The 23651-nt window shown below is 46.4% G+C and carries 21 protein-coding genes; 19 read left to right on the top strand and 2 right to left on the bottom strand.

Features of this window, described 5'->3' with window-relative positions; translation table 11 throughout:
* Positions 1-39: 39 nt before the first annotated feature.
* Complete coding sequence (locus L865_RS0108380; protein ID WP_425423624.1) at positions 40-879, bottom strand: formate dehydrogenase accessory sulfurtransferase FdhD; 840 nt, start codon at positions 877-879, stop codon at positions 40-42.
* Positions 880-1184: 305 nt separating this feature from the next.
* Here L865_RS0108380 and L865_RS0108385 point away from each other — a divergent pair, with 305 nt between their 5' ends.
* The 19 genes from L865_RS0108385 to L865_RS0108480 all read left to right on the top strand — a co-directional run bounded on the left by L865_RS0108385 (position 1185) and on the right by L865_RS0108480 (position 22843).
* A complete protein-coding gene (locus tag L865_RS0108385; RefSeq protein WP_028772818.1) occupies positions 1185-1652 on the top strand; it encodes a DUF3305 domain-containing protein in 468 nt (155 codons plus the stop codon).
* Positions 1653-1654: 2 nt separating this feature from the next.
* Complete coding sequence (locus L865_RS0108390) at positions 1655-2254, top strand: DUF3306 domain-containing protein (protein WP_028772819.1); 600 nt, start codon at positions 1655-1657, stop codon at positions 2252-2254.
* A gap of 168 nt (positions 2255-2422) precedes the next feature.
* On the top strand, positions 2423-4108 hold the full coding sequence (locus L865_RS0108395; RefSeq protein WP_051484525.1) for a 4Fe-4S binding protein: 1686 nt from the start codon (positions 2423-2425) through the stop codon (positions 4106-4108).
* 10 nt (positions 4109-4118) lie between these two features.
* Complete coding sequence (locus L865_RS0108400) at positions 4119-4784, top strand: TorD/DmsD family molecular chaperone (RefSeq protein ID WP_028772821.1); 666 nt, start codon at positions 4119-4121, stop codon at positions 4782-4784.
* Between the two features lie 178 nt (positions 4785-4962).
* Positions 4963-5160, top strand: coding sequence for a twin-arginine translocation signal domain-containing protein (locus L865_RS0108405; protein WP_028772822.1), 198 nt, complete (start codon positions 4963-4965; stop codon positions 5158-5160).
* Between the two features lie 42 nt (positions 5161-5202).
* A complete protein-coding gene (locus L865_RS0108410; protein WP_028772823.1) occupies positions 5203-8052 on the top strand; it encodes a formate dehydrogenase subunit alpha in 2850 nt (949 codons plus the stop codon).
* A 27-nt stretch (positions 8053-8079) separates the two neighbouring features.
* The gene (fdh3B, locus tag L865_RS0108415) at positions 8080-8670 is read left to right on the top strand and encodes a formate dehydrogenase FDH3 subunit beta (protein ID WP_028772824.1); all 591 of its coding nucleotides are present in this window, start codon (positions 8080-8082) and stop codon (positions 8668-8670) included.
* 57 nt (positions 8671-8727) lie between these two features.
* Positions 8728-9741, top strand: coding sequence for a formate dehydrogenase subunit gamma (locus L865_RS0108420; RefSeq protein WP_028772825.1), 1014 nt, complete (start codon positions 8728-8730; stop codon positions 9739-9741).
* A 768-nt stretch (positions 9742-10509) separates the two neighbouring features.
* A complete protein-coding gene (locus L865_RS0108425) occupies positions 10510-10707 on the top strand; it encodes a formate dehydrogenase (protein WP_028772826.1) in 198 nt (65 codons plus the stop codon).
* Between the two features lie 18 nt (positions 10708-10725).
* The gene (locus L865_RS0108430) at positions 10726-13593 is read left to right on the top strand and encodes a formate dehydrogenase subunit alpha (protein ID WP_028772827.1); all 2868 of its coding nucleotides are present in this window, start codon (positions 10726-10728) and stop codon (positions 13591-13593) included.
* A 28-nt stretch (positions 13594-13621) separates the two neighbouring features.
* Entirely contained in the window at positions 13622-14191 is a 570-nt protein-coding gene (fdh3B, locus tag L865_RS0108435; RefSeq protein WP_028772828.1) for a formate dehydrogenase FDH3 subunit beta, read from the top strand.
* Positions 14192-14270: 79 nt separating this feature from the next.
* Positions 14271-15257, top strand: coding sequence for a formate dehydrogenase subunit gamma (locus tag L865_RS0108440; protein ID WP_028772829.1), 987 nt, complete (start codon positions 14271-14273; stop codon positions 15255-15257).
* A 476-nt stretch (positions 15258-15733) separates the two neighbouring features.
* Positions 15734-15931 (top strand): twin-arginine translocation signal domain-containing protein, encoded by a 198-nt coding sequence (locus tag L865_RS0108450; RefSeq protein ID WP_028772830.1) that lies wholly within the window; start codon positions 15734-15736, stop codon positions 15929-15931.
* A gap of 18 nt (positions 15932-15949) precedes the next feature.
* Complete coding sequence (locus L865_RS0108455; protein ID WP_028772831.1) at positions 15950-18805, top strand: molybdopterin-dependent oxidoreductase; 2856 nt, start codon at positions 15950-15952, stop codon at positions 18803-18805.
* 29 nt (positions 18806-18834) lie between these two features.
* Positions 18835-19404 (top strand): formate dehydrogenase FDH3 subunit beta, encoded by a 570-nt coding sequence (gene fdh3B / locus L865_RS0108460; RefSeq protein WP_028772832.1) that lies wholly within the window; start codon positions 18835-18837, stop codon positions 19402-19404.
* A 66-nt stretch (positions 19405-19470) separates the two neighbouring features.
* Complete coding sequence (locus L865_RS0108465) at positions 19471-20463, top strand: formate dehydrogenase subunit gamma (RefSeq protein WP_028772833.1); 993 nt, start codon at positions 19471-19473, stop codon at positions 20461-20463.
* Positions 20464-20566: 103 nt separating this feature from the next.
* Complete coding sequence (locus L865_RS24520; RefSeq protein WP_051484526.1) at positions 20567-21001, top strand: HNH endonuclease; 435 nt, start codon at positions 20567-20569, stop codon at positions 20999-21001.
* Positions 21002-21142: 141 nt separating this feature from the next.
* Positions 21143-22375: a MalY/PatB family protein gene (locus L865_RS23435; RefSeq protein ID WP_084632501.1), complete on the top strand. Its 1233-nt coding sequence runs from the start codon at positions 21143-21145 to the stop codon at positions 22373-22375.
* Between the two features lie 138 nt (positions 22376-22513).
* Positions 22514-22843 (top strand): hypothetical protein, encoded by a 330-nt coding sequence (locus L865_RS0108480; protein WP_028772834.1) that lies wholly within the window; start codon positions 22514-22516, stop codon positions 22841-22843.
* A 75-nt stretch (positions 22844-22918) separates the two neighbouring features.
* Here L865_RS0108480 and L865_RS0108485 read toward each other — a convergent pair whose 3' ends face one another.
* Complete coding sequence (locus tag L865_RS0108485) at positions 22919-23443, bottom strand: hypothetical protein (RefSeq protein WP_028772835.1); 525 nt, start codon at positions 23441-23443, stop codon at positions 22919-22921.
* Between the last annotated feature and the right edge of the window lie 208 nt (positions 23444-23651).

Below are 23651 nucleotides of genomic sequence, written 5' to 3' on the forward strand. Positions count from 1 at the left end.
CGCTTGTCCTTACCGGCAAAAATAGTGGCTATTGGCATGTTACTTGGCGGCGCGCTTTGGCGGCATATCATCAAATTCTATATTCTCGGCGCCGTTGTACACCAGAAAGTGGCGACCCTTAGCGCGGGCTATCATGGTAATACCTAGCTTTTGCGCTAGCTCTAAGCCCATCTGGGTTGCGCCACTGCGAGATAGCAGCACGGGAATACCCATTTTGGCCACTTTAATTACCATCTCTGAGGTGAGGCGACCTGTGGTGTAAAACAATTTATCGTAACCCGCTTCTTGGTTTAGCCACATTTCACCTGCCAAAGTATCTACGGCATTGTGACGGCCCACATCTTCGACAAAACCGGTGATCTGATCTTCCTTACACAGGCCGCAACCATGCACCGCGCCGGCATTTTTATAGGTTTCATTATATTCGTTGATATTCTTCAACAAACGATAAATCATGCTTTGTTTTAGCTGTGGTTGTGGCAAATTAATCTCATCGAGCCCATCCATAAAGCCGCCATAAACTGTGCCTTGACCGCAACCCGTGGTGACGGTTTTCTCAGACAGCTTTTCGTCTAAATCTGCGGTGCTCTCTTTGGTTAACACTGCGGCGGAGTTGACATCCCAATCAATAATCACAGATTCCAACTGTTTGACGTCTGAAATAAATCCCTGATTTTTAAGGTAGCCCAGTGCTAAAGACTCAGCTCGAGCGCCCAAAGTCATCAAGGTCACTATGGGTTGCCAGTTGAGGTAAACCGTCAGTGGCCGTTCACAAGCAATGTATTTATCAACTGCTTCACCTTGCTCATTAATGGCCTTTACGGCAATGGTCAAGGGGACCTCAACATCGGTTTTTAATAAGGTTGGATTACGTTTCATTGGGCTCATATTTGATTTCTAGTCACTGAAGGCTGGCTCAAGCATAGCAATATTCATTCCTTATGCAGCGATTCTTAATTAAATGCGTGATCTGGTCGATTATTGTGGCAGCGAGCGCCCTTTATTGTCCCGATCAGACTGGCGGCTTGGACAAATTGTCCTACGCTTATTGTGGAAATGATGATCTAGTTCAAACTATTGCCGTTATTTAACTGGCATCAATATTGCAGCTGTATAGACATCGCTGAGCGGAAAATCGCTGACTCCCCGTTAGAGTCGGCTTTCCATAGCAAGACGGAGACGGAATGCAGCATACCGAAAGTCAATGGCCCATGTACGTATCTTTGAAAAAAACAGAGAAACTTGTGGGTCGCTGGACATCAGTCCAATGGGAAATCGATCAGATTTTACCCGCCACCCATGAAGCCCCAGAAGGCGCCAAGCTGGTGATGCTTGAATTGTATCGAGATGAACGAGCCAGTTACCGCCTCAACCTAGACATGGATAACACCATGCTCTACATCGTTTGTGACGAATTAGAAGATGGTACTTGGGTACCAGCAGCTATTTCGGCTGACCAAAATGTCGCAGCAGGCTGTTTAGAGGGCGACACACCGGTACTTAATATGCAAATGCCAAGTGCCATTGCCTGCTGGATTGAAGCGTTCATTACCCGCCACGGCGAAGTCGAAATCAGTGCCCATCGCCGCAAGCATGTTAATCGCCGTAAAGGCGAAGGCCCAAGTCAAAGTAACAGTCATGGGCGAGGCTAATTATGAGTGAACAATCGAGTGGTTTGTTATCACGTTGGAACCTTCGTCGTCAGAAAGTCGAAGAAGAGAAGCTAGCAGAAGAAACTGAAGCAGATAATCAAGCGGCAGCGGAGTCCCTAGAGACCCAAGCACAAGCATCTGAGCTCGACGCCGGTGAGCAGAGCGAAGAAGCCAAAGTTGTTAGCGCTGAAGAGCTGCCAGATCCTGAGCAAATTGAAGTGGGTGGCAGCTTTGCGAGTTTTATGGCTGAAAATGTCGACCCAGCGGCCAAAGCTGCTGCGCTGCGTGCGCTATGGAAACAGCCGCATTATAACGAAATTGATGGTTTGCTTGAGTACGCATTAGATTACAGCAACCAACCAAAGTTGAGTGCTGATGTGTCACAGGAGCTCACCAAAAAGATTTTCCGTCACGTCACTAAAGACGAAGAAGAAACCCCAGAGTCAGCAGAAGAGATGACTGCTGATATTACCTCTGAAGCCGATGCTGAAGAGGCGAAAATCGCCGATACCGCTAGCGCGGACATTTTGGACGAAGTTAATGAGCAAGTGTCCCAAAATGAACCAGAAGTGGACGGTGGAACAAAGGGAACTGTTGCTTAAGGTAAGTTTGGAGAGTTATTAAACCCATAAATTTGGTACGTGAATTGCTGTAGTGAATTGCTGTAGTAATAAGTATAAATAGGTGAAGCTGGCGCATTTAAGCGCAGCCATTAGAGCAAATCAGCCACCTAGCCGACAGCAGCGGCCAAAACTGTTCAGGAACGCAATGTGAGCATACATTTAAATAGTAGTGAATCAGCTGACTTAAAGCAGGTCCGTCAGCAAGTATTGGGGCAAACCCAGATTCTACAGAATCTGATCCCACCCACAGTGAGTTATACCACTGAAGGGAATGTGTTGGTGATCGGGCCTGAAGATTTAGCCCGTTTAGCGGCTGACCGTCTGACCAACATGGGTCAGGTGGCAATCCTTGCCAACGAATCAATTACCAGCCAAGACGAAGCGCACCTTGAAAAGGTGATGCAGTCGGCTGAGCACATCGAAAGTTACTACAACAAATTAATTGAAATTAAAGGCTTCTTGGGCCAGTTCCAAGTTAAAGTTGAGCCGGAGTCGGCCACTGAAACTAGCGCTATCGACTTAAGCCTAGCGGCAATTCGTAAAGCCCATTTTGACCTGATCCTAGACCTGAGCATGGCGCCATCTATCAACTTAGAAATGCTGCCACCAGGTTACTTCTATGTGGGTCAAGACCAAGCCAAACTTGATGAAGCTATTGAACAGCTGCCTAGCATGATAGGTGAGTTTGATAAGCCTCGTTACGTTAAGGTCAATAGCGAAATTTGTGCCCATCACCGTAATGGACTTGATGGCTGTAATCGTTGCTTGAACTTCTGTCCTGCTGATGCGATTCAAAGCATCGACAAGATGATTGAGATAGACCCTTATCTTTGCCATGGCGCAGGCAGCTGTACTAATGCTTGTCCAACCGGCGCAATCGCATACGATTTACCTACACCACAAGCGCTGCATTCATATTTACATAAGTTGGTTGGTCGCTTCCGCGAGCAAGCGCAAACTGCCCCTGTGATTCTATTTCATGATGCAGCCAATGGCGCGGCGTTAATTAGCGAAGATTTACCCGGTGCCATTATCCCTGTTGAGCTAGAAGAAATTACCGTGGCCAGTATGGACCACTGGATGTCAGCACTAGCATGGGGTGCCCGCCAAATTATCGTGCTCAACACCGATGCCACGGCACCAACGCTCACGCAAATGTTGAACGGCGAGCAAAAGTTAGCTAACGATATTTTGGATGAGATGGGTCAACCACAACGCATTAGCGTGGTTAACCAAGCTGATATGGGTGAATTGACAAGCCTGATTGCGACCAGTGCTAACTGGCCAGTGATTGTGCCAGGTGAATTTGCGCCAACGACCAAGCGTGACACTTTGTATGCCGCCGTTGACCATCTCAATGAGCAAGCTGCATCAATTGATAGCTGCCTAAGTAAGAGCAATATTCCATTTGGTAAGGTCAGTGTAAACACTGAAAACTGTACCTTGTGTTTATCGTGCGTGTCGACTTGTCCAACACAAGCGTTGACCGATGGCGGTGACTTACCTGCACTGAACTTTGTTGAACAAGATTGTGTTCAGTGTGGTTTGTGTGAATCAGCGTGTCCTGAAAAAGTGATTAGCCTGACGCCACAAATCAACTTTGATAAAGCGGCGCGTCAACAGCGTCAAACGTTGAAAGAGGAAGCCCCATTCGAATGTATTCGTTGTGGCACCGCTTTCGCAACCCAATCCATGGTGCAACGGATGCTGGATGTAGTCGGTGGCCATAGTGCATTTAGTGCCAACACTGAGCGCTTAAAAATGTGCGGCGACTGCCGGGTTAAAGATATGTTTGAAGACATCCTTCAAGATCCTGAAAAGCAACTGCGATAAGAGTTTAACTATGACCGAACAAGTAAGAGAAGTATCAGAAAACGATCAGTTAAGAGCCGATATTTATCATTTATTAGCGGCACTTTTACGCAGTCAGCCAAGTGCTGAGCTATTGGAGTTTTTGCAGAACTTGGAAGTCGACGCTAATGATGACAGCGAGATGGCCAAAGCTTGGTTAGCGCTGAAATTAGCGGCTGGCCAGTTCAGCAGTGACCAACTTGAAGATGAGTATTTCAACATCTTCTTGGGGGTAGGCAGTGGTGAAATCTTACCTTATGGCAGCTGGTTTATGACGGGCTCACTAATGGATAAGCCGCTAGCACTGTTACGTCAAGACTTGATGCAGCTTGGTTTTGAGCGCGAAGAAGAAGTGAAAGAGCCAGAAGATCACGTCGCTGCTTTGTGTGAAGTGATGGGCATACTCATTCTTGAGGCACCTGGCTATCGTCAACTGGCCTTCTATCAGCGTCACATTGGTAGCTGGATTGAACGTTTCTGCGACACATTAGCAGCAACACCTAGTGCCGCTTTCTATGCCACTGTGGCACAGCTAGCTAAAGCGTTCTTTGCCATTGAAGCCAACGAATTTGAGCAATTGAGCTTAGACATTCCTGTTAACTGCCCAGGCAGTGAAGCAGAAAAAATCACCCCAACGACCAGTGAACTCGCTTCATAGGACTTGGGTAGATATGACGTCACTTTAGAATTTTGTCGTTAAAGTGACGAGCAAGAAATGAGGGGCAACCCTTGCAAGAGTCGGGTGGTACTTATGTTGTTACGTATGAGATGTGAGAGTCAACGGTACGTAGCGGCATAAGTCACACCTTAAGTAATAAAAACAATTAGGAGACACTATGAAGAAGCAAGCTTCTGACATGGGCCGCCGTCAACTGCTAAAAGCGTTGGCATTGGGTAGTGCTGCTGGTGCTGTTGCGACAGTAAGTGGTCAAGCCGTTGCGGCTGCGCCATCTGTTGAGCCTACAGCAAAAGGCGATGGCTACCGCGAAACAGATCATGTTCGTAGTTATTACGATTCTTTACGTAGCAAGTAATCAACCACTTAATACTTAAAGAATAATTAAAGGAGATGTGTGATGCGATTAACCCGCAAAACAGACCAGGCAACGGTAACAAATAAGCCTGCCCTAGGTCTAAACCGTCGTCAATTCCTACAGTCTGCAGGTCTTGCAACTGGTGGTATTGCTGCGGCTTCTATGCTTGGCGCAGGAATGATGCGTAAAGCGGAAGCAAAAGATGTAGCTTATGATGCACCAACTGAAGTAAAGCGTACTATTTGTTCTCACTGTTCAGTGGGCTGTGGTATCTACGCTGAAGTACAAAATGGTGTGTGGACTGGTCAAGAGCCAGCATTCGATCACCCATTCAATGCTGGTGGTCACTGTGCTAAAGGTGCTGCATTGCGTGAGCACGGTCATGGTGAGAAGCGTCTTAAGTACCCAATGAAGCTGGAAGGCGGCAAGTGGAAGAAATTATCTTGGGATCAAGCGATTGAAGAAGTAGGTGCTAAAGCACTGCAAATTCGTCAAGAGTCTGGCCCAGATTCAGTATTCTTCATGGGTAGTGCGAAATTCTCGAACGAACAAGCTTACATGTACAGAAAGTTCGCTGCTATGTGGGGCACAAACAATGTCGACCACTCTGCACGTATCTGTCACTCTACCACGGTAGCCGGTGTTGCAAACACTTGGGGCTACGGTGCGCAAACCAACTCGTTCAACGATATTCGTAAAGCAAAAGCCATGATGTTCATTGGGTCAAACCCAACTGAAGCGCATCCTGTGTCAATGCAACATATCCTAGAAGGTAAAGAGCGCGGCGCGAAAATCATCGTTGTCGACCCTCGTTTCACCCGAACTGCAGCTAAGTCTGATGAGTTCGTGCATATTCGTCCGGGTACGGACATCCCATTCATCTACGGTTTGCTTTGGCATATCTTTGAAAATGGTTGGGAAGACAAAGACTTTATCAACCAACGTGTATACGGCATGGAGCGTATTCGCGAAGCTGTGGCTAAGTGGACACCTGCTGAAGTTGAAAACGTCGCTGGTGTACCAGAAACACAAATGCGCCGCGTCGCTAAAATGCTTGCTGAAACTAAGCCTGGCACCATCGTTTGGTGTATGGGTGGTACTCAGCACCACGTAGGTAATGCTAACACGCGTTCATACTGTATCTTACAGCTTGCCCTAGGTAACATGGGTGTAGAAGGCGGCGGAACTAACATTTTCCGTGGTCACGATAACGTACAGGGTGCAACTGACTTTGGTCTATTGTTTGATACGCTACCTGGCTACTACGGTCTGAAAACAGGCTCTTGGAAGCACTGGTGTAACGTATGGGATTTAGACTACGAGTGGGTTAAAGGTCGTTTCGACCAAGACCAATACCTTGGCCAAGATCCAATGACATCAACTGGTATCCCATGTTCACGTTGGCATGATGGTGTATTGGAAGACAAATCTAAGATTGCTCAGAAAGATAACATCCGTATGTCATTTTTCTGGGGTCAGTCAGTTAACACCGAAACCCGTGGTCGTGAAGTGCGTGAAGCATTGAACAAGATGGACACAGTGGTCGTTGTTGACCCATTCCCAACAATGGCTGGCGTCATGCACGAACGTACTGACGGCGTGTATTTGCTACCTGCTGCGACCCAGTTTGAAACTTACGGTTCAGTGTCTGCATCAAACCGTTCGCTACAGTGGCGTACTCAGGTTATCGAGCCACTATTCGAAGCTAAGCCTGACCATGTCATCATGTACAAGCTAGCGAAGAAATGGGGCATCGAAAAAGAATTCTGTAAGCATATTAAGGTTAATGGCGATGAGCCGTTGATTGAAGATATCACCCGTGAATTCAACAAAGGTATGTGGACTGTAGGTTATACAGGTCAAAGCCCTGAGCGTTTGAAGATGCACCAAGAAAACTGGGGCACATTCGACATTAACTCGCTTGAAGCACCGGGCGGCCCAGCTCGCGGTGAAACCTATGGTCTACCTTGGCCATGTTGGGGTACACCAGAGATGAAGCACCCTGGTACACAAATTTTGTACCGCACTGGCCGTCACGTTAAAGACGGTGGTGGTAACTTCCGTGCGCGTTATGGTGTTGAACACGACGGCAACAATATTCTGGCTGAAGGTTCATTCTCTAAAGGCAGTGAAATCCAAGATGGTTATCCAGAGTTTACCGACAAGATGCTTAAGCAACTGGGTTGGTGGGATGATCTGACTGACGAAGAGAAGCAACACGCTGAAGGCAAAAACTGGAAGACCGATATTTCTGGTGGTATTCAACGTGTGGCCATTAAGCACGGTTGTATCCCATACGGTAATGCGAAAGCACGTTGTATTGTTTGGAACTTCCCAGATGATATCCCTGTGCATCGTGAGCCACTGTATACGCCACGTCGTGATTTGGTATCTAAGTATCCAACTTATGAGGACCGTATGGTTGCTCGTCTACCAACCTTGTACAAATCAATTCAGGACCAAGACTTTGCTAAGGACTTCCCATTAGCGCTGACTTCAGGTCGTTTGGTTGAGTATGAAGGTGGTGGTGAAGAAACGCGTTCTAACCCATGGCTTGCTGAACTTCAGCAAGAGATGTTTATCGAGATCAACCCTGCAGATGCAGCAGATCGCGGTATTCGTGATGGTGACGACGTATTCGTTCACAGTCCAGAAGGCTCGAAGATTACGGTGAAAGCCATGGTCACACCTCGTGTTATCGAAGGTGAGAGTTTCATGCCATACCACTTCGCGGGTGTATTCGAAGGCAAGAGCCTTGAGAAGAACTACCCAGAAGGCACAGTACCTTACGTGATTGGTGAGTCTGCCAACACCGTACTGACCTATGGTTATGATGTTGTGACACAGATGCAAGAGACTAAGTCTAGCTTGTGTCAAATCACGAAAGCCTAACTGAACTTGATGAGGAGATAAGCCATTATGGCAGTCATGAAATTTTTGTGTGACACCAAACGCTGCATCGAGTGTAACGGTTGTGTCACTGCATGTAAGAACGAAAACGATGCCGCGCTAGAGTGGGGCATTCAACGTCGCCGTGTTGTTACAATTAACGATGGTGAACCAGGTGAAGCGTCTATTTCAGTAGCATGTATGCACTGTACTGATGCGCCTTGCCAAGCAGTTTGTCCTGCAGATTGCTTCTATCGTACTGAAGACGGCATTGTGCTACATAACAAAGATACCTGTATCGGTTGTGGTTACTGCTTCTATGCTTGCCCATTTGGCGCGCCGCAGTTCCCTAAGAAAACCGCATTTGGTAGCCGCGGCAAAATGGATAAGTGTACTTTCTGTGCCGGTGGCCCAGAAGAGAACCATTCTGATGCTGAACGTCAGAAGTACGGTGCAAACCGTATTGCTGAAGGTAAGCTACCTATGTGTGCTGAGTTGTGTGCAACTAAAGCACTGCTAGCGGGTGATGCCGAGATCGTATCGACCATCTATCGTGAACGTATTGCTGCACGCGGTAACCCAGGCGCAATTTGGGGTTATACCCCACAAACTGGCGCGTAATAAGACTTGGCGGTGAGTGCGCTCACCGCCTAGTGCTTATCCGATAAGGGAGTGACTATGTTATTGAAATCACTGCGCGGCCTGTTTGCTTTACTGGTATTGCCCGTTGTCTTAACTTTAGGGTTAGGTATGGCAACCACGGTTGCTGCTGCCGATGACCAAACTAGCCAACAGGTGGCAAACTCGACTTCGAGCGATGCCGATCTTTGGCGTGCGGTTAAAGGTGGAGAAAAAGGTTACAGCACAGATAAGGGCATTGATGCCAATGTACTTATCAATGTGGCAGGCAACCAAGGTAAAGATGTTCGCAACAAATACCTCACCCCAGTAATGGGCTTAGCTGTATTGGGTGTATTTGGCGCATTTTTAGTGTTCTATTTCGTCAACGGTCCATCGAAACTGAGTAAAGGTTTCTCAGGCAAGATGGTACTACGTTGGACTAAAGCTGATATTTGGCTTCACTGGGTGATGGCGCTGTCCTGTATGGGCCTGATTTTCACCGGGTTAAATATCATGCTGGGTAAACATGTACTGCAGCCTTATGTGGCAGAAGGTATATGGGCCGCACTGATTTACGGTAGTAAAGTTGTGCATGATTGGGTAGGTCCAATCTTTATCGTTTCTTGGGCTTTGTGTGTGGTGAAGTGGATGCCGCTACAAACGTTTAAGATGTACGACTTGAAGTGGTTCTTAGTGGTAGGTGGTTACATCAACTTTGGACCATTTAAAGGTAAGCACCCTGATAGTGGTTTTGCCAATGCCGGTGAGAAAATGTGGTTTTGGACACTGACTTTGTTCGGTCTGTTTATCAGTGTATCGGGTATCATGCTGGTGCTTCCAGGACTAGATTTACCGCGTGAAGCCTCTATGGCGGCGTTACTGATCCACGGTATCAGTGCCATTATCCTTATTGCATTTACGATTGTGCATATTTGGATGGCAACTGTGCTCAGTGAAGGCGGTATGGAAGCTATGGTTTCTGGTTATTGTGACGAGAACTGGGCTGTGCAACATCATAATCTTTGGTTCGATGAAATCAGAGATAATGGCACCTTACAGTACAAAGATTAATTGCGTTAACCCGCGTTAATATAAACACCTCGCAGGGCAACCTGTGAGGTGTTTTTTTATGTGTATTTTAGATGTGTCTTTCAATTTATCCGCGCTAAACCTGTTGTTATTTTGTACCAAAGGCTTAAGTCAGTATGCGAGTTTTTCCCACTAGAGGTTCAGAGATTGTTTTGCCGCAGTATTGCCAGGCTTGGGGTAATGTTATTGCGGCCAATCATGCTGAACACAGTAGGTTAATTCACGCTAATGAGAATGATTGATTTTTACTGTTATAGCAGGCTTTTTACCCCCTTCCGTTAGCTAGCGCTTTGGTGCTATTGAGCTAGCAATTTACTCGTCGATAGCGGGTTATTTTGGCCAATAAAATTAGTATTCAAGCAACGATAATCGTTAACAATATTTACTTTGAGTTAACGAAATCAGTGCTAATTTAAGCTTATCTTAAGGAAAGTTAAGCTTATGATTTAATATGTTTTTAATCTAAATTTAAGGCTGCTTTAAGCTTGGTTTTTTTATATGATCTAGCTAACAAATCCTTCCAAATCCCCCTTAATTCCGAACCGGAAATTACTTTAGATCAATATTCTGTCAATTAACTCTACTTATAGTGACTTCGACATTTCAGGAAGCGGTTAATACGAAGCGTAGGTCTACGTTTTATATACATTTGCTTAACGATTGAGTGATGACAATATTGCCCTTATTTAGGCAGCTAACCGCCTCCTACAGTAACCCTGAAATGGGGTCATTTTCTCATTAGGAGTAAGAATGAAAAAGCAACAGCCAGATCTGAATCGCAGATCGCTGCTGAAGGCACTGACAATCGGCGGTTCTGCAACCGCAGCATTGGCAGTTACCGGTGTTAGCGCAACTCAATCTACTGAGTCATCGCCTGTTAAGAAAAACACCAATGGCTACCACGAAACTGCGCATATTCGCAGCTTTTATGACAGCTTGCGTAGCTAACCGAGGAGAATTACTGCGATGCAATTAACGCGCAAATCTAACGAGGCACCAACAGCGGCTAAAAAATCGCTTGGGATCAGCCGTCGTCAATTTATGAAACACGCTGGTATCACCTCTGGTGGTATTGCTGCTGTATCTTTACTGGGTACTGGCATGATGCGTAAAGCAGAAGCCAAAACCATTCCGCACGATGCTCCTACCGAAATCAAGCGTACTATCTGTAGTGCTTGTGCAGTCGGTTGTGGTTTATATGCAGAAGTACAAAATGGCGTATGGACTGGCCAAGAGCCAGCATTTGACCACCCATTTAACTCTGGTGGACACTGTGCCAAAGGCGCGAGCTTGCGTTATCACACACATTCAAATAAGCGTGTGAAATATCCAATGAAGCTGGAAGGCGGAAAGTGGAAGAAGCTGTCTTGGGAACAAGCTGTTAGCGAAATTGGCGACAAGATGCTTGAGATTAACAAGACATCTGGCCCAGATTCAGTTTACTTCATGGGTAGTGCTAAGTTTTCTAACGAAGGCGCTTACATGTACCGTAAGCTTGCGGCAATGTGGGGCACGAACAACGTTGACCACTCTGCACGTATCTGTCACTCAACCACAGTAGCCGGTGTAGCGAATACTTGGGGTTATGGTGCACAAACGAACTCGTTTAACGATATTCGTAACGCAAAAAATATCTTCCTGATTGGGGCTAACCCAGCAGAGGCGCATCCAGTAGCGATGCAGCACATCATGATTGCTAAAGAGCGTGGCGCTAAGATCACTGTTGCTGATCCGCGTTTCTCTCGTACAGCTGCCCATGCAGACATTCACCTACCATTACGTCCAGGTACCGATATCCCATTAGTTTACGGTATCTTGTGGCACATTTTTGAAAATGGCTGGGAAGACAAAGACGCAATCCGTACCCGTTCTTGGGGCATGGACACGATTCGCGAAGAAGTGAAGCGTTGGACTCCTGAAGAAGTTGAACACGTTTCAGGCGTTAAGCGTGAAGACGTATACGCAGCAGCTAAGCATATGGCAGAGCACCGTCCAGGTACGGTCATCTGGTGTATGGGTGGTACTCAGCACACAGTTGGTAATGCTAACACTCGTGCATACTCAATTTTACAGCTTGCACTCGGTAACATGGGTATTCAAGGTGGCGGAACTAACATTTTCCGTGGCCACGATAACGTTCAGGGCGCCACAGATATGGGCCTATTATTCGATAACCTACCTGGTTACTACGGCGTAGCTACAGGTGCTTGGCAGCACTGGTCTCGCGTATGGGATCTGCCGTACGAAGACGTCAAAGCACGTTTCGACCAAGCGCCATACTTAGGTCGTGACCCAATGACTACACCAGGTATGCCTTGTTCACGTTGGCAAGACGGTGTGTTAGAAGCGAAAGACAACCTAGCGCAAAAAGACAACCTACGTTTAGCTTTCTTCTGGGGTCAGTCTATCAACACTGAAACTCGTCAGATGGAAGTACGTGACGCACTTGATAAGCTAGAAACCGTTGTTGTTGTAGATCCTTATCCAACAATGGCAGGTGTCATGCATCGCCGTAAAGACGGTGTTTACATCTTACCGGCTGCGACTCAGTTTGAGTGCGAAGGTTCGGTAAACAACTCTGGCCGTAGTGCCCAGTGGCGTCAACAGGTTGTTGAGCCGCTATTTGAATCTAAGAATGACTTAGAAATCATGTACCGCCTTGCTAAGCATGTTGGTATTGGTGAAGCCTTCACTAAAAACATCGCAGTCGATGGCAACATGCCAAACCCTGATGATGTAATGCGTGAGTACGCACGTGGTATGCGCAGTGTTGGCTACACAGGTTGGAGCCCAGAGCGTATTCGTAACCACACCATGAACTGGGGTGATTTCTCAGCTGAAACTTTGGAAGCACCAGGCGGCGTTAACAAAGGCGAGACCTACGGTCTACCTTGGCCATGCTGGGGTACGCCAGAGCAGAAGCACCCAGGTACACAAATTCTTTACCGTACGGGTAAGAACGTAAACCAAGGTGGTGGTAACTTCCGTGCTCGCTTTGGTGTTGAGTACGAAGGTGAAAGCATTCTGGCTGACGGTTCTGCATCAGTTGATGCTGAAATCCAAGATGGTTACCCACAATTTGATGACAAGATGCTTAAGCAACTTGGCTGGTGGGACGAGCTAACTGACGAAGAAAAAGCACTGGCAGAGAACCGCACTTGGGCTACTGATTTAGGCGGCGGTATTGTTCGTGTTGCGCTAGCGCACAACATGGTGCCATACGGTAACGCTAAAGCCCGTTGTCGTGTATGGACTTTCCCTGATGAGATCCCAACTCACCGTGAGCCACTGTATACCTCACGTCGTGATCTTATTGCTAAGTACCCAACTCATGAAGATATGCAAGTTCATCGTCTACCGACCTTGTTCAAGACTATCCAAGATAAGGTGATTAGTGACGATCTAGATAAGAAGTATCCACTTATCGCTTCTTCTGGCCGTCTGGTTGAGTACGAAGGTGGTGGTGAAGAGTCTCGTTCTTGTCCATGGCTTGCTGAGCTACAACAAGAGATGTTTATCGAGATGCACCCTGCTGATGCAACTGACCGCGGTATTCGCAATGGCGATGACGTTTGGGTTGAAGGCGCCGAAGGTGGCCGTATCTTGATTAAAGCCATGGTGACTGAGCGTGTACTTCCAGGTCAAACTTGGATGCCATACCACTTTGCGGGTGTCATGCACGGTGAAGCACTGCAGTATCCTGAGTCTGGTGGCATTAGCACTAAGCCATACGTGGTTGGTGAATCAGCTAACACGGTAATGACTTACGGTTATGACCCAGTAACACAGATGCAGGAAACGAAAGTGACTCTGTGTCAGGTTGAGAAAGCCTAAACACAGTTTAGCGAGGAGATAAGCCACTATGGCTACAATGAAATTTTTATGTGATACCAAGCGCTGCATCGAATGTAATGGTTGTGTCACTGCATGTAAGAACGAAAACGATTCAGCTCTAGAGTGGGGCATTCAACGTCGTCGTGTTGTCACCATCAATGATGGTGTTAAAGGTGAAGCGTCTATCTCAGTAGCATGTATGCACTGTACTGACGCACCTTGTGAAGCGGTTTGCCCAGCAAACTGTTTCTACAAAACCGAAGACGGCCTAACGCTGCACAACAAAGATACTTGTATCGGTTGTGGTTACTGCCTCTATGCTTGCCCATTTGGCGCGCCTCAGTTCCCTAAACGGGGTGCATTTGGTAGCCGCGGCAAGATGGACAAGTGTACTTTCTGTGCCGGTGGCCCAGAAGAAGACCATTCAGATGCAGAGCGTCAAAAGTACGGTGCTAACCGCCTAGCGGAAGGCAAGTTACCTATGTGTGCTGAACTGTGTGCAACTAAGTCACTACTTGCTGGTGACGCTGAGATTGTTTCTTCAATCTTCCGTGAGCGTGTTGCATATCGTGGTTCTAACAGTGCGATTTGGGGCTAATCATTTAGATTAGTCATCGATAGTCATTGTTTAACTCATCACAGCATGCATGGCATGCTGTGATTATTGAGGATGTAACATGAACAGATGGTTTAAACAGTTAGGCTTGGTTTTGATTGTGGCATTAACGACTGCATTTAGTGCAGTGAGTTTTGCTCAATCAGCACCAGCAGCTGAAACTGAAGGTCAGATCTGGTCACAGCTTAAAGCCGGTGCAACGGGTGAGACTACCTCTCACGGTCAGTTCCATAATCAACCGATCAACACTTATGACTTGCGTCTGCTAGATGTACGTAGTGATTGGTTGGCTCCAGGCCTGATGTTAGCGCTATTTGGGATGATCATCATCTTCGTGGTATTCATTAAGATTAATGGTATTTCGAAGTTACATGGTGGCTTCTCTGGCAAGATGGTGTATCGCTGGTCGAAGTTTGATGTGTCAATTCACTGGTTGGGTGCGATTCCTTGTTTGCTGCTGATTCTAACCGGATTGGTGTTGCTATCAGGACGCTACTTCTTCCAGCCATACATTGGTGAAGGCATGTGGGCGTCGATGGTTTATGGTGCGAAACAAGTGCACGATGTCATGGCGATTCCGTTCATGATTGGTTGGGCACTGATGACCGTACTGTGGGCGAAAAACCAGTTACCTAAACTGTACGATTTAAAGTGGATGATGGTAGTCGGTGGTTACATCAACTTCGGTCCATTTAAAGGTAAGCACCCTGATGCTGGCTTTGCCAATGCGGGTGAGAAATTGTGGTTCTGGGCGTTTGCGGCATTTGGTCTAGTGATTTCAGCTTCGGGTATGCTGTTACTTTTCCCGAACTTGTTCGAACCTAGCCGTACCTTAAGCCTGATTGCACTGATACTTCACTCTGTGAGTGCAATCATCATTACCGCATTCTCTATCGTACATATCTTTATGGCGACGGTAATGTCTGAAGGTGGCATGGAGTGTATGGTTTCTGGCTACTGTGATGAAACCTGGGCGACTCAGCACCATAACCTTTGGTTTGATGAAATTAAAGAAAACGGTACCTTGAAATATAAAGACCAAGCGTAGTCGCTACGGCTTTATTTTACCGAAAATGAAAACACCCTAATGCGCTGCGTTAGGGTGTTTTTTTATAGGCTGCAATCACCTTTTTGCGCTCTCAGCGCACTCCCCTCTAGATATTACGAATAATTATCAACTGCATTAAGTCACTTAATTCAACGATTTAGGCAACACAAAACTGTTACAACTTTTCTCTGAAATGAAAATTAAACCAAGGTGAAGTTTTTGACCTTTTACTTTAAGAAACATGACTTGGTTAACAATTTCATGATCCATCGCACGCTCGCGCCCACCTAAATGGATTTAGATCAACTTTTGCAGGTTAAAACTTCTCTATATTGCAACGGCATTTTATTGGATGTTTTTAATAAATAAACAAAACCAACCAAAAGCACGCGGTTAAACAACAAATTAGTAACACGTGTGTCTGCGGTGGATTAACGTTCCGACAATTAGAGTTTTACCACTCGTCAGGAGTAATGATGAAGAAGCAACAGCCAGATCTAAATCGTAGATCACTGCTGAAAGCCCTTACTGTAGGCGGCAGCGCTGGTGTAGCACTTGCTGCAACCGGTATTAGCACTGCACAGGCAACTGAGAAAAATGCAGCATCTAAGCATGCTGATGGCTACCACGAAACTGCTCATATCCGCAGTTATTACAACAGCTTGCGTAGCTAGTTTAGGAGAATTTGAGCGATGCAATTAACTCGCAAATCTAATCAGGCACCTAAAGTAGAAAAGAAAACTTTAGGCATTAGCCGTCGTCAATTCATGAAGCATGCTGGTATCACCTCTGGTGGTATTGCTGCTGCATCTCTTCTTGGTACTGGCATGATGCGTCGTGCAGAAGCCAAAGACATTCCACATGACGCACCAATCGAAATCAAGCGTACTGTATGTAGTGCATGTGCGGTAGGTTGTGGTTTATACGCTGAAGTACAAAACGGTGTGTGGACAGGTCAAGAGCCTGCGTTTGATCACCCATTCAATGCTGGCGGCCACTGTGCTAAAGGTGCTGCGCTGCGTGAACATGGCCACGGTGAAAAGCGTCTTAAGTACCCAATGAAGCTGGTGGATGGCAAGTGGAAGAAACTCTCTTGGGAGCAAGCTTTTAACGAAGTTGGCGACAAGATGCTAGATATCCGCAAAGAGTCTGGTCCAGATTCAGTTTACTTTATGGGTAGTGCTAAGTTCTCAAACGAAGGTTGCTACATGTACCGTAAGTTTGCGGCTATGTGGGGCACCAACAACGTCGACCACTCAGCACGTATTTGTCACTCTACCACGGTAGCCGGTGTTGCTAACACTTGGGGTTACGGTGCGCAAACTAACTCTTTCAACGATATTCAAAACGCGAATGCGATTTTCTTTATCGGTTCAAACCCAGCTGAAGCTCACCCAGTAGCGATGCAGCACATCTTAATAGCGAAGGAAAAGAACAACGCCAAAATTATCGTTGTTGACCCGCGTTTCTCTCGCACTGCTGCCCATGCTGACCTGCATTGTGGTCTGCGTCCTGGTACTGATATTCCATTTATCTACGGTATGCTTTGGCACATCTTTGAAAATGGTTGGGAAGACAAGACTTTCATCGAACAGCGTGTATTCGCAATGGATGAAATCCGTAAAGAAGCCAAGAAGTTCCCACCAAAAGAAGTGGCAGATATCACTGGTTGTAGTGAAGAGGAAGTTTACCAAGCCGCTAAGCTGATGGCTGAAAACCGTCCAGGTACGGTTGTTTGGTGTATGGGTGGTACTCAGCATCACGTCGGTAACGCCAATACTCGTGCATACTGCTTACTGCAATTAGCACTGGGTAACATGGGTAAGCAAGGTGGTGGTACTAACATCTTCCGTGGCCACGATAACGTACAGGGCGCAACTGACTTAGGTCTATTGTTTGACACTCTACCTGGTTACTACGGCCTAAAAACAGGCTCTTGGAAGCACTGGTCTCACGTTTGGGATCTTGATTTCGATTGGGTTAAAAATCGCTTTGACCAAAACGAATACCTAGGTCGCATTCCAATGAATACCCCTGGTATTCCTTGTTCTCGTTGGCATGATGGTGTACTTGAGACACCTGAAAAATTGGCCCAAAAAGACCGTGTTCGTATGGGCTTCTTCTGGGGTCAATCAGTCAACACTGAGTCTCGTCAGAATGATGTGCGTGATGCTCTCGACAAGATGGACACAGTGGTTGTTGTCGATCCATTCCCAACAATGGCGGGTGTGATGCATCGTCGCCAAAACGGTGTTTATTTGCTACCAGCTTGTACCCAGTTTGAAACTGAAGGTTCAGTCTCTAACTCAGGTCGTAGTCAGCAATGGCGTGAAAAAGTGGTTGAGCCACTATTTGAATCTAAGACTGACTTAGAGATCATGTACCGCCTATCGCAAAAGCTTGGTTTCGACAAAGAATACACTAAGCGTATTGCTAAAGACGCGAAAGACCTATTAGTGATTGAAGACATTACTCGCGAAATTAACCGCGGTATGTGGACTATCGGTATGTCTGGCCAAAGCCCAGAGCGTTTGAAAATGCACACCCAAAACTGGGGTACATTTAGCAATAAGACACTGGAAGCACAAGGCGGTCCAGCGAAAGGTGAAACCTATGGTCTACCTTGGCCATGTTGGGGTACACCAGAGCAGAAGCACCCAGGTACCCAAATTCTGTATAACACGCACAAACACGTGTTAGAAGGTGGTGGTAACTTCCGTGCCCGTTATGGTGTTGAGTACAACGGTAAGAACCTATTGGCTGAAGGCAGCTTCTCTAAAGGCAGCGAAATCCAAGACGGTTACCCAGAGTTCTCTGACAAACTGCTTAAGCAACTAGGCTGGTGGGATGACCTAACTGCAGAAGAAAAAGCGGAAGCAGAAGGTAAGAACTGGAAGACCGATTTGTCAGGTGGTATCCAACGTGTGGCGATGAAGCACGGTTGTATTCCATTTGGTAACGCCAAAGCGCGTTGTATTGTTTGGACTTTCCCTGACCAAGTGCCTGTTCACCGTGAGCCGTTATATACGCCTCGTCGTGACCTTGTGGCTAAGTACCCAACTTATGATGATATGCAAGTACACCGTCTACCAACGTTGTACAAGTCTATTCAGCAAAACGACAACACAGACAAGTACCCACTGGGTCTGACTTCTGGTCGTCTGGTTGAGTATGAAGGTGGTGGTGAAGAATCACGTTCTAACCCATGGCTAGCTGAGCTTCAACAAGAAATGTTTGTTGAAATTAACCCAGCCGATGCCGCTGACCGTGCGATTCGCGATGGCGATACAGTATGGCTAGAGGGTGCTGAAGGTGGACGTATCAAGATTAAGGCCATGGTAACGCCACGGGTTAAACCGGGTGTGACTTGGATGCCTTATCACTTTGCGGGTGAAATGCATGGCGAAAGCTTAGCGGCTAACTACCCAGAAGGTACGGTTCCATACGTTATCGGTGAATCAGCTAACACTGCACTGACTTACGGTTATGACCCAGTGACACAGATGCAAGAAACTAAAGCATCGCTATGTCAGATCACTAAAGCGTAAGCGCAGAATTAGCTAGGAGAATTGCCATTATGGCTACAATGAAATTTTTATGTGATACCAAGCGCTGCATCGAATGTAATGGTTGTGTCACTGCCTGTAAAAACGAAAATGACTCTGCGTTAGAGTGGGGTATTCAACGTCGTCGCGTTGTGACGATTAACGATGGTCAACCAGGTGAAGCGTCTATCTCAGTGGCATGTATGCACTGTACTGACGCACCTTGTGAAGCGGTTTGTCCAGCAAACTGTTTCTACAAAACCGAAGACGGCCTAACGCTGCACAACAAAGATACTTGTATCGGTTGTGGTTACTGCCTCTATGCTTGCCCATTTGGCGCACCTCAGTTCCCTAAACAGGGCGCATTTGGTAGCCGCGGCAAGATGGATAAGTGTACTTTCTGTGCCGGTGGCCCAGAAGAAAACCACTCTGACGCGGAGCGTCAAAAGTACGGTGCTAACCGTCTGGCGGAAGGTAAGTTGCCAATGTGTGCTGAGTTGTGTGCGACTAAGGCACTGCTAGCGGGTGATGCTGAAGTTGTTTCTTCAATCTTCCGTGAGCGTGTTGCATACCGTGGTTCAAAAAATGCTATCTGGGGCTAAGCCCAATTTAGTATGACACCAAAGCCACAACATACTGATGTATGTTGTGGCCTAAGAGGATGTGACATGAACAATTTGTTCAAACGTTTTAGCGTGATTCTCGCGTTAGTCGTGGCAACGGTATTTGCACCGGTTTCAATGGCCCATGACGACGCCACTGATCACACTCATGCTGCGACTGAAGGCCAAATTTGGGCACAGTTAAAAGCAGGAGCGACGGGAGAAACGACCTCTCACGGTCAGTTCCATAATCAACCCATCAATACCTACGATCTACGCGTGCTTGAGTTGCGCAGTGATTTATTGGCACCGGCTTTGATGGCGGCGCTGTTTGGTATGATCATCATCTTCGTGGTATTCATTAAGATTAATGGTATTTCGAAGTTACATGGCGGCTTCTCTGGCAAGATGGTGTATCGCTGGTCTAAGTTTGACGTGTCGATTCACTGGCTGGGCGCGATTCCGTGCCTACTATTGATATTGACAGGTCTGACGCTATTAGCCGGTCGCTTTTTCTTCCAGCCATACATTGGCGAAGGGTTTTGGGCAGCGCTAGTCTACGGTGCTAAACAAGTGCATGACATCATGGCGATCCCGTTCATGATTGGTTGGGCATTGATGACACTGCTTTGGGCTAAAAACCAGCTACCTAAAATGTATGACCTTAAATGGATGATGGTCGTTGGTGGTTACATCAACTTTGGTCCATTTAAAGGTAAGCACCCTGATGCAGGTTTTGCCAACGCCGGTGAGAAACTGTGGTTCTGGGCATTTGCGGTATTTGGTCTAGTGATTTCAGCGTCTGGTATGTTGCTGTTATTCCCTAACTTGTTTGAACCAAGCCGTACCTTAAGCCTAATTGCACTGATACTTCACTCTGTGAGTGCCATCATTATTACGGCTTTCTCAATCGTACATATCTTCATGGCAACGGTTATGTCTGAAGGTGGTATGGAATGTATGGTTTCAGGGTACTGTGATGAGAACTGGGCGAGCCAGCATCACAACCTATGGTTCGATGAAATCAAAGAAAACGGTACATTAAAGTACAAAGACTAAACTCGGCTAGATTTGAGTTGTAACACCATACCCTGTTAGGTTACTGACAGGGTATTTTTTTGGCTGTAATCGCTAAAGTGAGTGTTCTAGCATTGAGGTGGCAATGATATTTTCTGTTAGTTATGAGACTCGCGATGGCGTAAAGCGTAAAAAATATAAAACGGAGCAGGGCGCGCTTCGGGCGATTTATAAATGGTTTCAAACCATACAGTCAGACCAAGTTGCCTCTGTGGTGCTCATTGGTCCTGGTCACGATCCGAGTACATTTGAATGTGTTGAGCAGGTACCATTCACGCCACCTAAAACCACTAGTTTTTATAATACCCAAGCTTGGCGACACCTTCGGCGGCAGGCGTTGATACGGTACGATAAGAAGTGTCGCGACTGTGGTGCAACGGCCAATGATGGCGTGCGCTTGGAAGTGGATCATATTAAACCGCGCTCGAAGTATCCTTTGCTAGAATTAGATATCGATAATTTGCAGATACTATGTAGTGAATGCAACAAAGGCAAGTTAGATCACAATGAGACTGAGTAGCACGACGTGATGTAAATTGAGGCGGTCAACTCGCTAGTTTTTGCGAAAATTTTACAATTTCGTGCATCTATTTCTCCTCTGGTTCGTCATTCATTAGGTTAAGCTCATTAATGTTGAGCGATTAATTTGATGGAGAGACCCATGTCTACTTTTAGCAGCAAACCTGTTACCGCAGAAAATCGTTTTATCAAACATAAGCCTGAGATGCTGCAAAGCATATATGGCAGCACCGAGGTATTTCCATACTGGGTTGCAGATATGGACTTTCAAGTTGCTGCACCAATCACCGAAACACTCAACGGCTTAACCGCGCGGGGTGTTTACGCTTATGAGTTCAATGAAAGTGGTGTGTTTACTGCGATAGCCAATTGGTATCAGCAGCGCCATCAACTTAAGCTATCGACCGATAAATTTGTACAAGCCCCAGGTGTATTGTCTGCACTGGCGATTTTATTGCGCCAGTTTACCCAAGAGGGGGATGCGGTATTGATCCACACACCGGCTTATCATCAGTTTGCCAATTTGATTACTAAGGCGCAGCGCAAGGTGGTAAAAAGTGAGCTGCACAATGACGGTGAGCAGTATTTAATTGATTTTACTGACGTTGAGCAACAAATTAAGCAACATCGCGTCAAAGCAATGATTGTGTGTAATCCTCATAACCCCACTGGGCGAGTGTGGCGCGCAGCTGAATTGACTGAATTGATTGCTATCGCTAAGCGCCACAATGTGATGATTATTAGCGATGAAATTCATGCGGATATTATCTATTCAGGGCATAAGTTCACGAGCATGGCGAGTTTCGATTATGACAATATGATCACTTTGCTTGGCTCGCCAGCCAAAACATTTGGGATGCACAGCATTGCTAATGGCTACATTTATACTGCCAATGAAACGCTACATGCGGCGATTAAGGCCAACATTGGCGCTATGTATTTAGACCATGGTAATGCCCTGAGTACCTTTGCCACTATCACGGCTTACGAGAAAGGTGGTGAATGGTTAGATGGGCTGTTGGACTATCTACAGCAAACGCTAGATTGGATGAGTGACTATATCCAAACACATTTGCCCCAAGTCAAAATGTTCCGCCCACAAGGCACGTATCAGGTTTGGTTTGATTTCTCGGGTCTAGGCTTAGAGGAGGCACAGTTAAACCAACTGCTATTTGAACATGCCAAAATGGGCCTCACCCCAGGTAGCTGGTTTGGTATGCAAGATTATAATTTTTTGCGGATGAATATCGCCACGTCACAAGACAATATTGGTAAATCGTTGGCGCTATTGGCGGAGGCGGTCAAGCAGCTTGCAGCGGGAACTTTGTGTTTATCTACACCATCAGCCTGTACCAATACCCATAGTTGCTGTTAGTTGCAGCATTTGCTCTTTGTGCTTTGAACTGTCATGTAACCGTAACATGGCTTGTTCATACTACGGGGTTGATATAAGCACTAACGCTTATTTTGACCACCGTAGCCAGTTGGCTAAGTATTTTATCTAAGGACTGACATGACCTATACCCAATGGTTAGTGAACCGGTTTCCGCAGCTTAATCAGGTAAGCAGTGCTACGACGTTTGCCTTGATTAACCAAGCTCGCCAGCGCACCAAAACATTGCGGATACTGATTAGCCTATTGAGTTATCTTGTGGGTGGCATATTGGTGGCGATAGGGTTTACTGCGTTAGTTCAGCATGGCGGTTTGCTTAGCTACTTTGCCGGAGCTGTCGTGGTGCTAGTGTTTTTTGGCCTGCTGTCTAAAACCGAGCAGCGTTTAAGTGCCATGGTAATTAAAAAGTCCTTACTGAAACAGATGGCCACCAATACTTCGCTTTCCTAGACCGCGCTGGTTTTAACTGTGTTAGCAACCACCTAACTCCTGGCCAATGCTTTTACAAGCAAGCTCATTACGCCATTAGGTTTTAATGCACTGAGTCAGCGCAATATAGGGCGGCATATTGTTGTGGGGGACACTTTCTCCACTGGGCTCTGAGCGGCGTGCTTTATTCTTACGCATGCCAATATCATCGCCTTCACCTGTGGAATACTCCGGTTCATTGCCCATATCAAGATAATACCAATCATAGTAGACATGGGTGTGGCGTGGCATCTCGGAGGTGGTGAGCTTATGTTTTTCTGCACCACCCGTTTGGCCTATGTTATGGGCGGCCAGCTCATTATCGCCATGATTGGTTGCAATGGTGAAACGACCCGCTCCCGCGCTGAATGGCTGCCAGCCTTGAGGACATGCTGACAAATTGAAATAGCCTACAGAGTGTAGGGGGATAATACTGCCAGAATCAGCAATTTGGGAGCTCAGGGAATCGAGTTGCTGTTGCAGCTGCTGATCCTGTGATTGCAATGATTGCCATTGCACATAACCCCAACCTGCAACAATGACGTTCACTATTAGCACTAGTGCGAGAATCCATTTAACCACGGCTAACTTCCTTATTCATTAAATATCTGTCAGGCTGACAGCTGCTATTAAGCTACGTGAGTTTATAATGTAACTCAATGATTAACGGTACTAATTAAATACTGGTGTCACTAACTGCCACTATAATTGGCTTATTACATCGATTTTTGCTAAAACATGACTTGCTTAACAAATATTGATTGAAACTCATGTTAGGTGCCGTAATTTA

It is taken from the genome of Shewanella waksmanii ATCC BAA-643 (assembly GCF_000518805.1).
GTDB lineage: Bacteria > Pseudomonadota > Gammaproteobacteria > Enterobacterales > Shewanellaceae > Shewanella > Shewanella waksmanii.

What these genes read in the sequence shown, in the direction of transcription:
- L865_RS0108380 (WP_425423624.1), bottom strand. Translation starts at nt 879, where the DNA reads ATGAAACGTAATCCAACCTTATTAAAAACCGATGTTGAGGTCCCCTTG.
- L865_RS0108385 (WP_028772818.1), top strand. Translation starts at nt 1,185, where the DNA reads ATGCAGCATACCGAAAGTCAATGGCCCATGTACGTATCTTTGAAAAAA.
- L865_RS0108390 (WP_028772819.1), top strand. Translation starts at nt 1,655, where the DNA reads ATGAGTGAACAATCGAGTGGTTTGTTATCACGTTGGAACCTTCGTCGT.
- L865_RS0108400 (WP_028772821.1), top strand. Translation starts at nt 4,119, where the DNA reads ATGACCGAACAAGTAAGAGAAGTATCAGAAAACGATCAGTTAAGAGCC.
- L865_RS0108405 (WP_028772822.1), top strand. Translation starts at nt 4,963, where the DNA reads ATGAAGAAGCAAGCTTCTGACATGGGCCGCCGTCAACTGCTAAAAGCG.
- L865_RS0108410 (WP_028772823.1), top strand. Translation starts at nt 5,203, where the DNA reads ATGCGATTAACCCGCAAAACAGACCAGGCAACGGTAACAAATAAGCCT.
- fdh3B (WP_028772824.1), top strand. Translation starts at nt 8,080, where the DNA reads ATGGCAGTCATGAAATTTTTGTGTGACACCAAACGCTGCATCGAGTGT.
- L865_RS0108420 (WP_028772825.1), top strand. Translation starts at nt 8,728, where the DNA reads ATGTTATTGAAATCACTGCGCGGCCTGTTTGCTTTACTGGTATTGCCC.
- L865_RS0108425 (WP_028772826.1), top strand. Translation starts at nt 10,510, where the DNA reads ATGAAAAAGCAACAGCCAGATCTGAATCGCAGATCGCTGCTGAAGGCA.
- L865_RS0108430 (WP_028772827.1), top strand. Translation starts at nt 10,726, where the DNA reads ATGCAATTAACGCGCAAATCTAACGAGGCACCAACAGCGGCTAAAAAA.
- fdh3B (WP_028772828.1), top strand. Translation starts at nt 13,622, where the DNA reads ATGGCTACAATGAAATTTTTATGTGATACCAAGCGCTGCATCGAATGT.
- L865_RS0108440 (WP_028772829.1), top strand. Translation starts at nt 14,271, where the DNA reads ATGAACAGATGGTTTAAACAGTTAGGCTTGGTTTTGATTGTGGCATTA.
- L865_RS0108450 (WP_028772830.1), top strand. Translation starts at nt 15,734, where the DNA reads ATGAAGAAGCAACAGCCAGATCTAAATCGTAGATCACTGCTGAAAGCC.
- L865_RS0108455 (WP_028772831.1), top strand. Translation starts at nt 15,950, where the DNA reads ATGCAATTAACTCGCAAATCTAATCAGGCACCTAAAGTAGAAAAGAAA.
- fdh3B (WP_028772832.1), top strand. Translation starts at nt 18,835, where the DNA reads ATGGCTACAATGAAATTTTTATGTGATACCAAGCGCTGCATCGAATGT.
- L865_RS0108465 (WP_028772833.1), top strand. Translation starts at nt 19,471, where the DNA reads ATGAACAATTTGTTCAAACGTTTTAGCGTGATTCTCGCGTTAGTCGTG.
- L865_RS24520 (WP_051484526.1), top strand. Translation starts at nt 20,567, where the DNA reads ATGATATTTTCTGTTAGTTATGAGACTCGCGATGGCGTAAAGCGTAAA.
- L865_RS23435 (WP_084632501.1), top strand. Translation starts at nt 21,143, where the DNA reads ATGTCTACTTTTAGCAGCAAACCTGTTACCGCAGAAAATCGTTTTATC.
- L865_RS0108480 (WP_028772834.1), top strand. Translation starts at nt 22,514, where the DNA reads ATGACCTATACCCAATGGTTAGTGAACCGGTTTCCGCAGCTTAATCAG.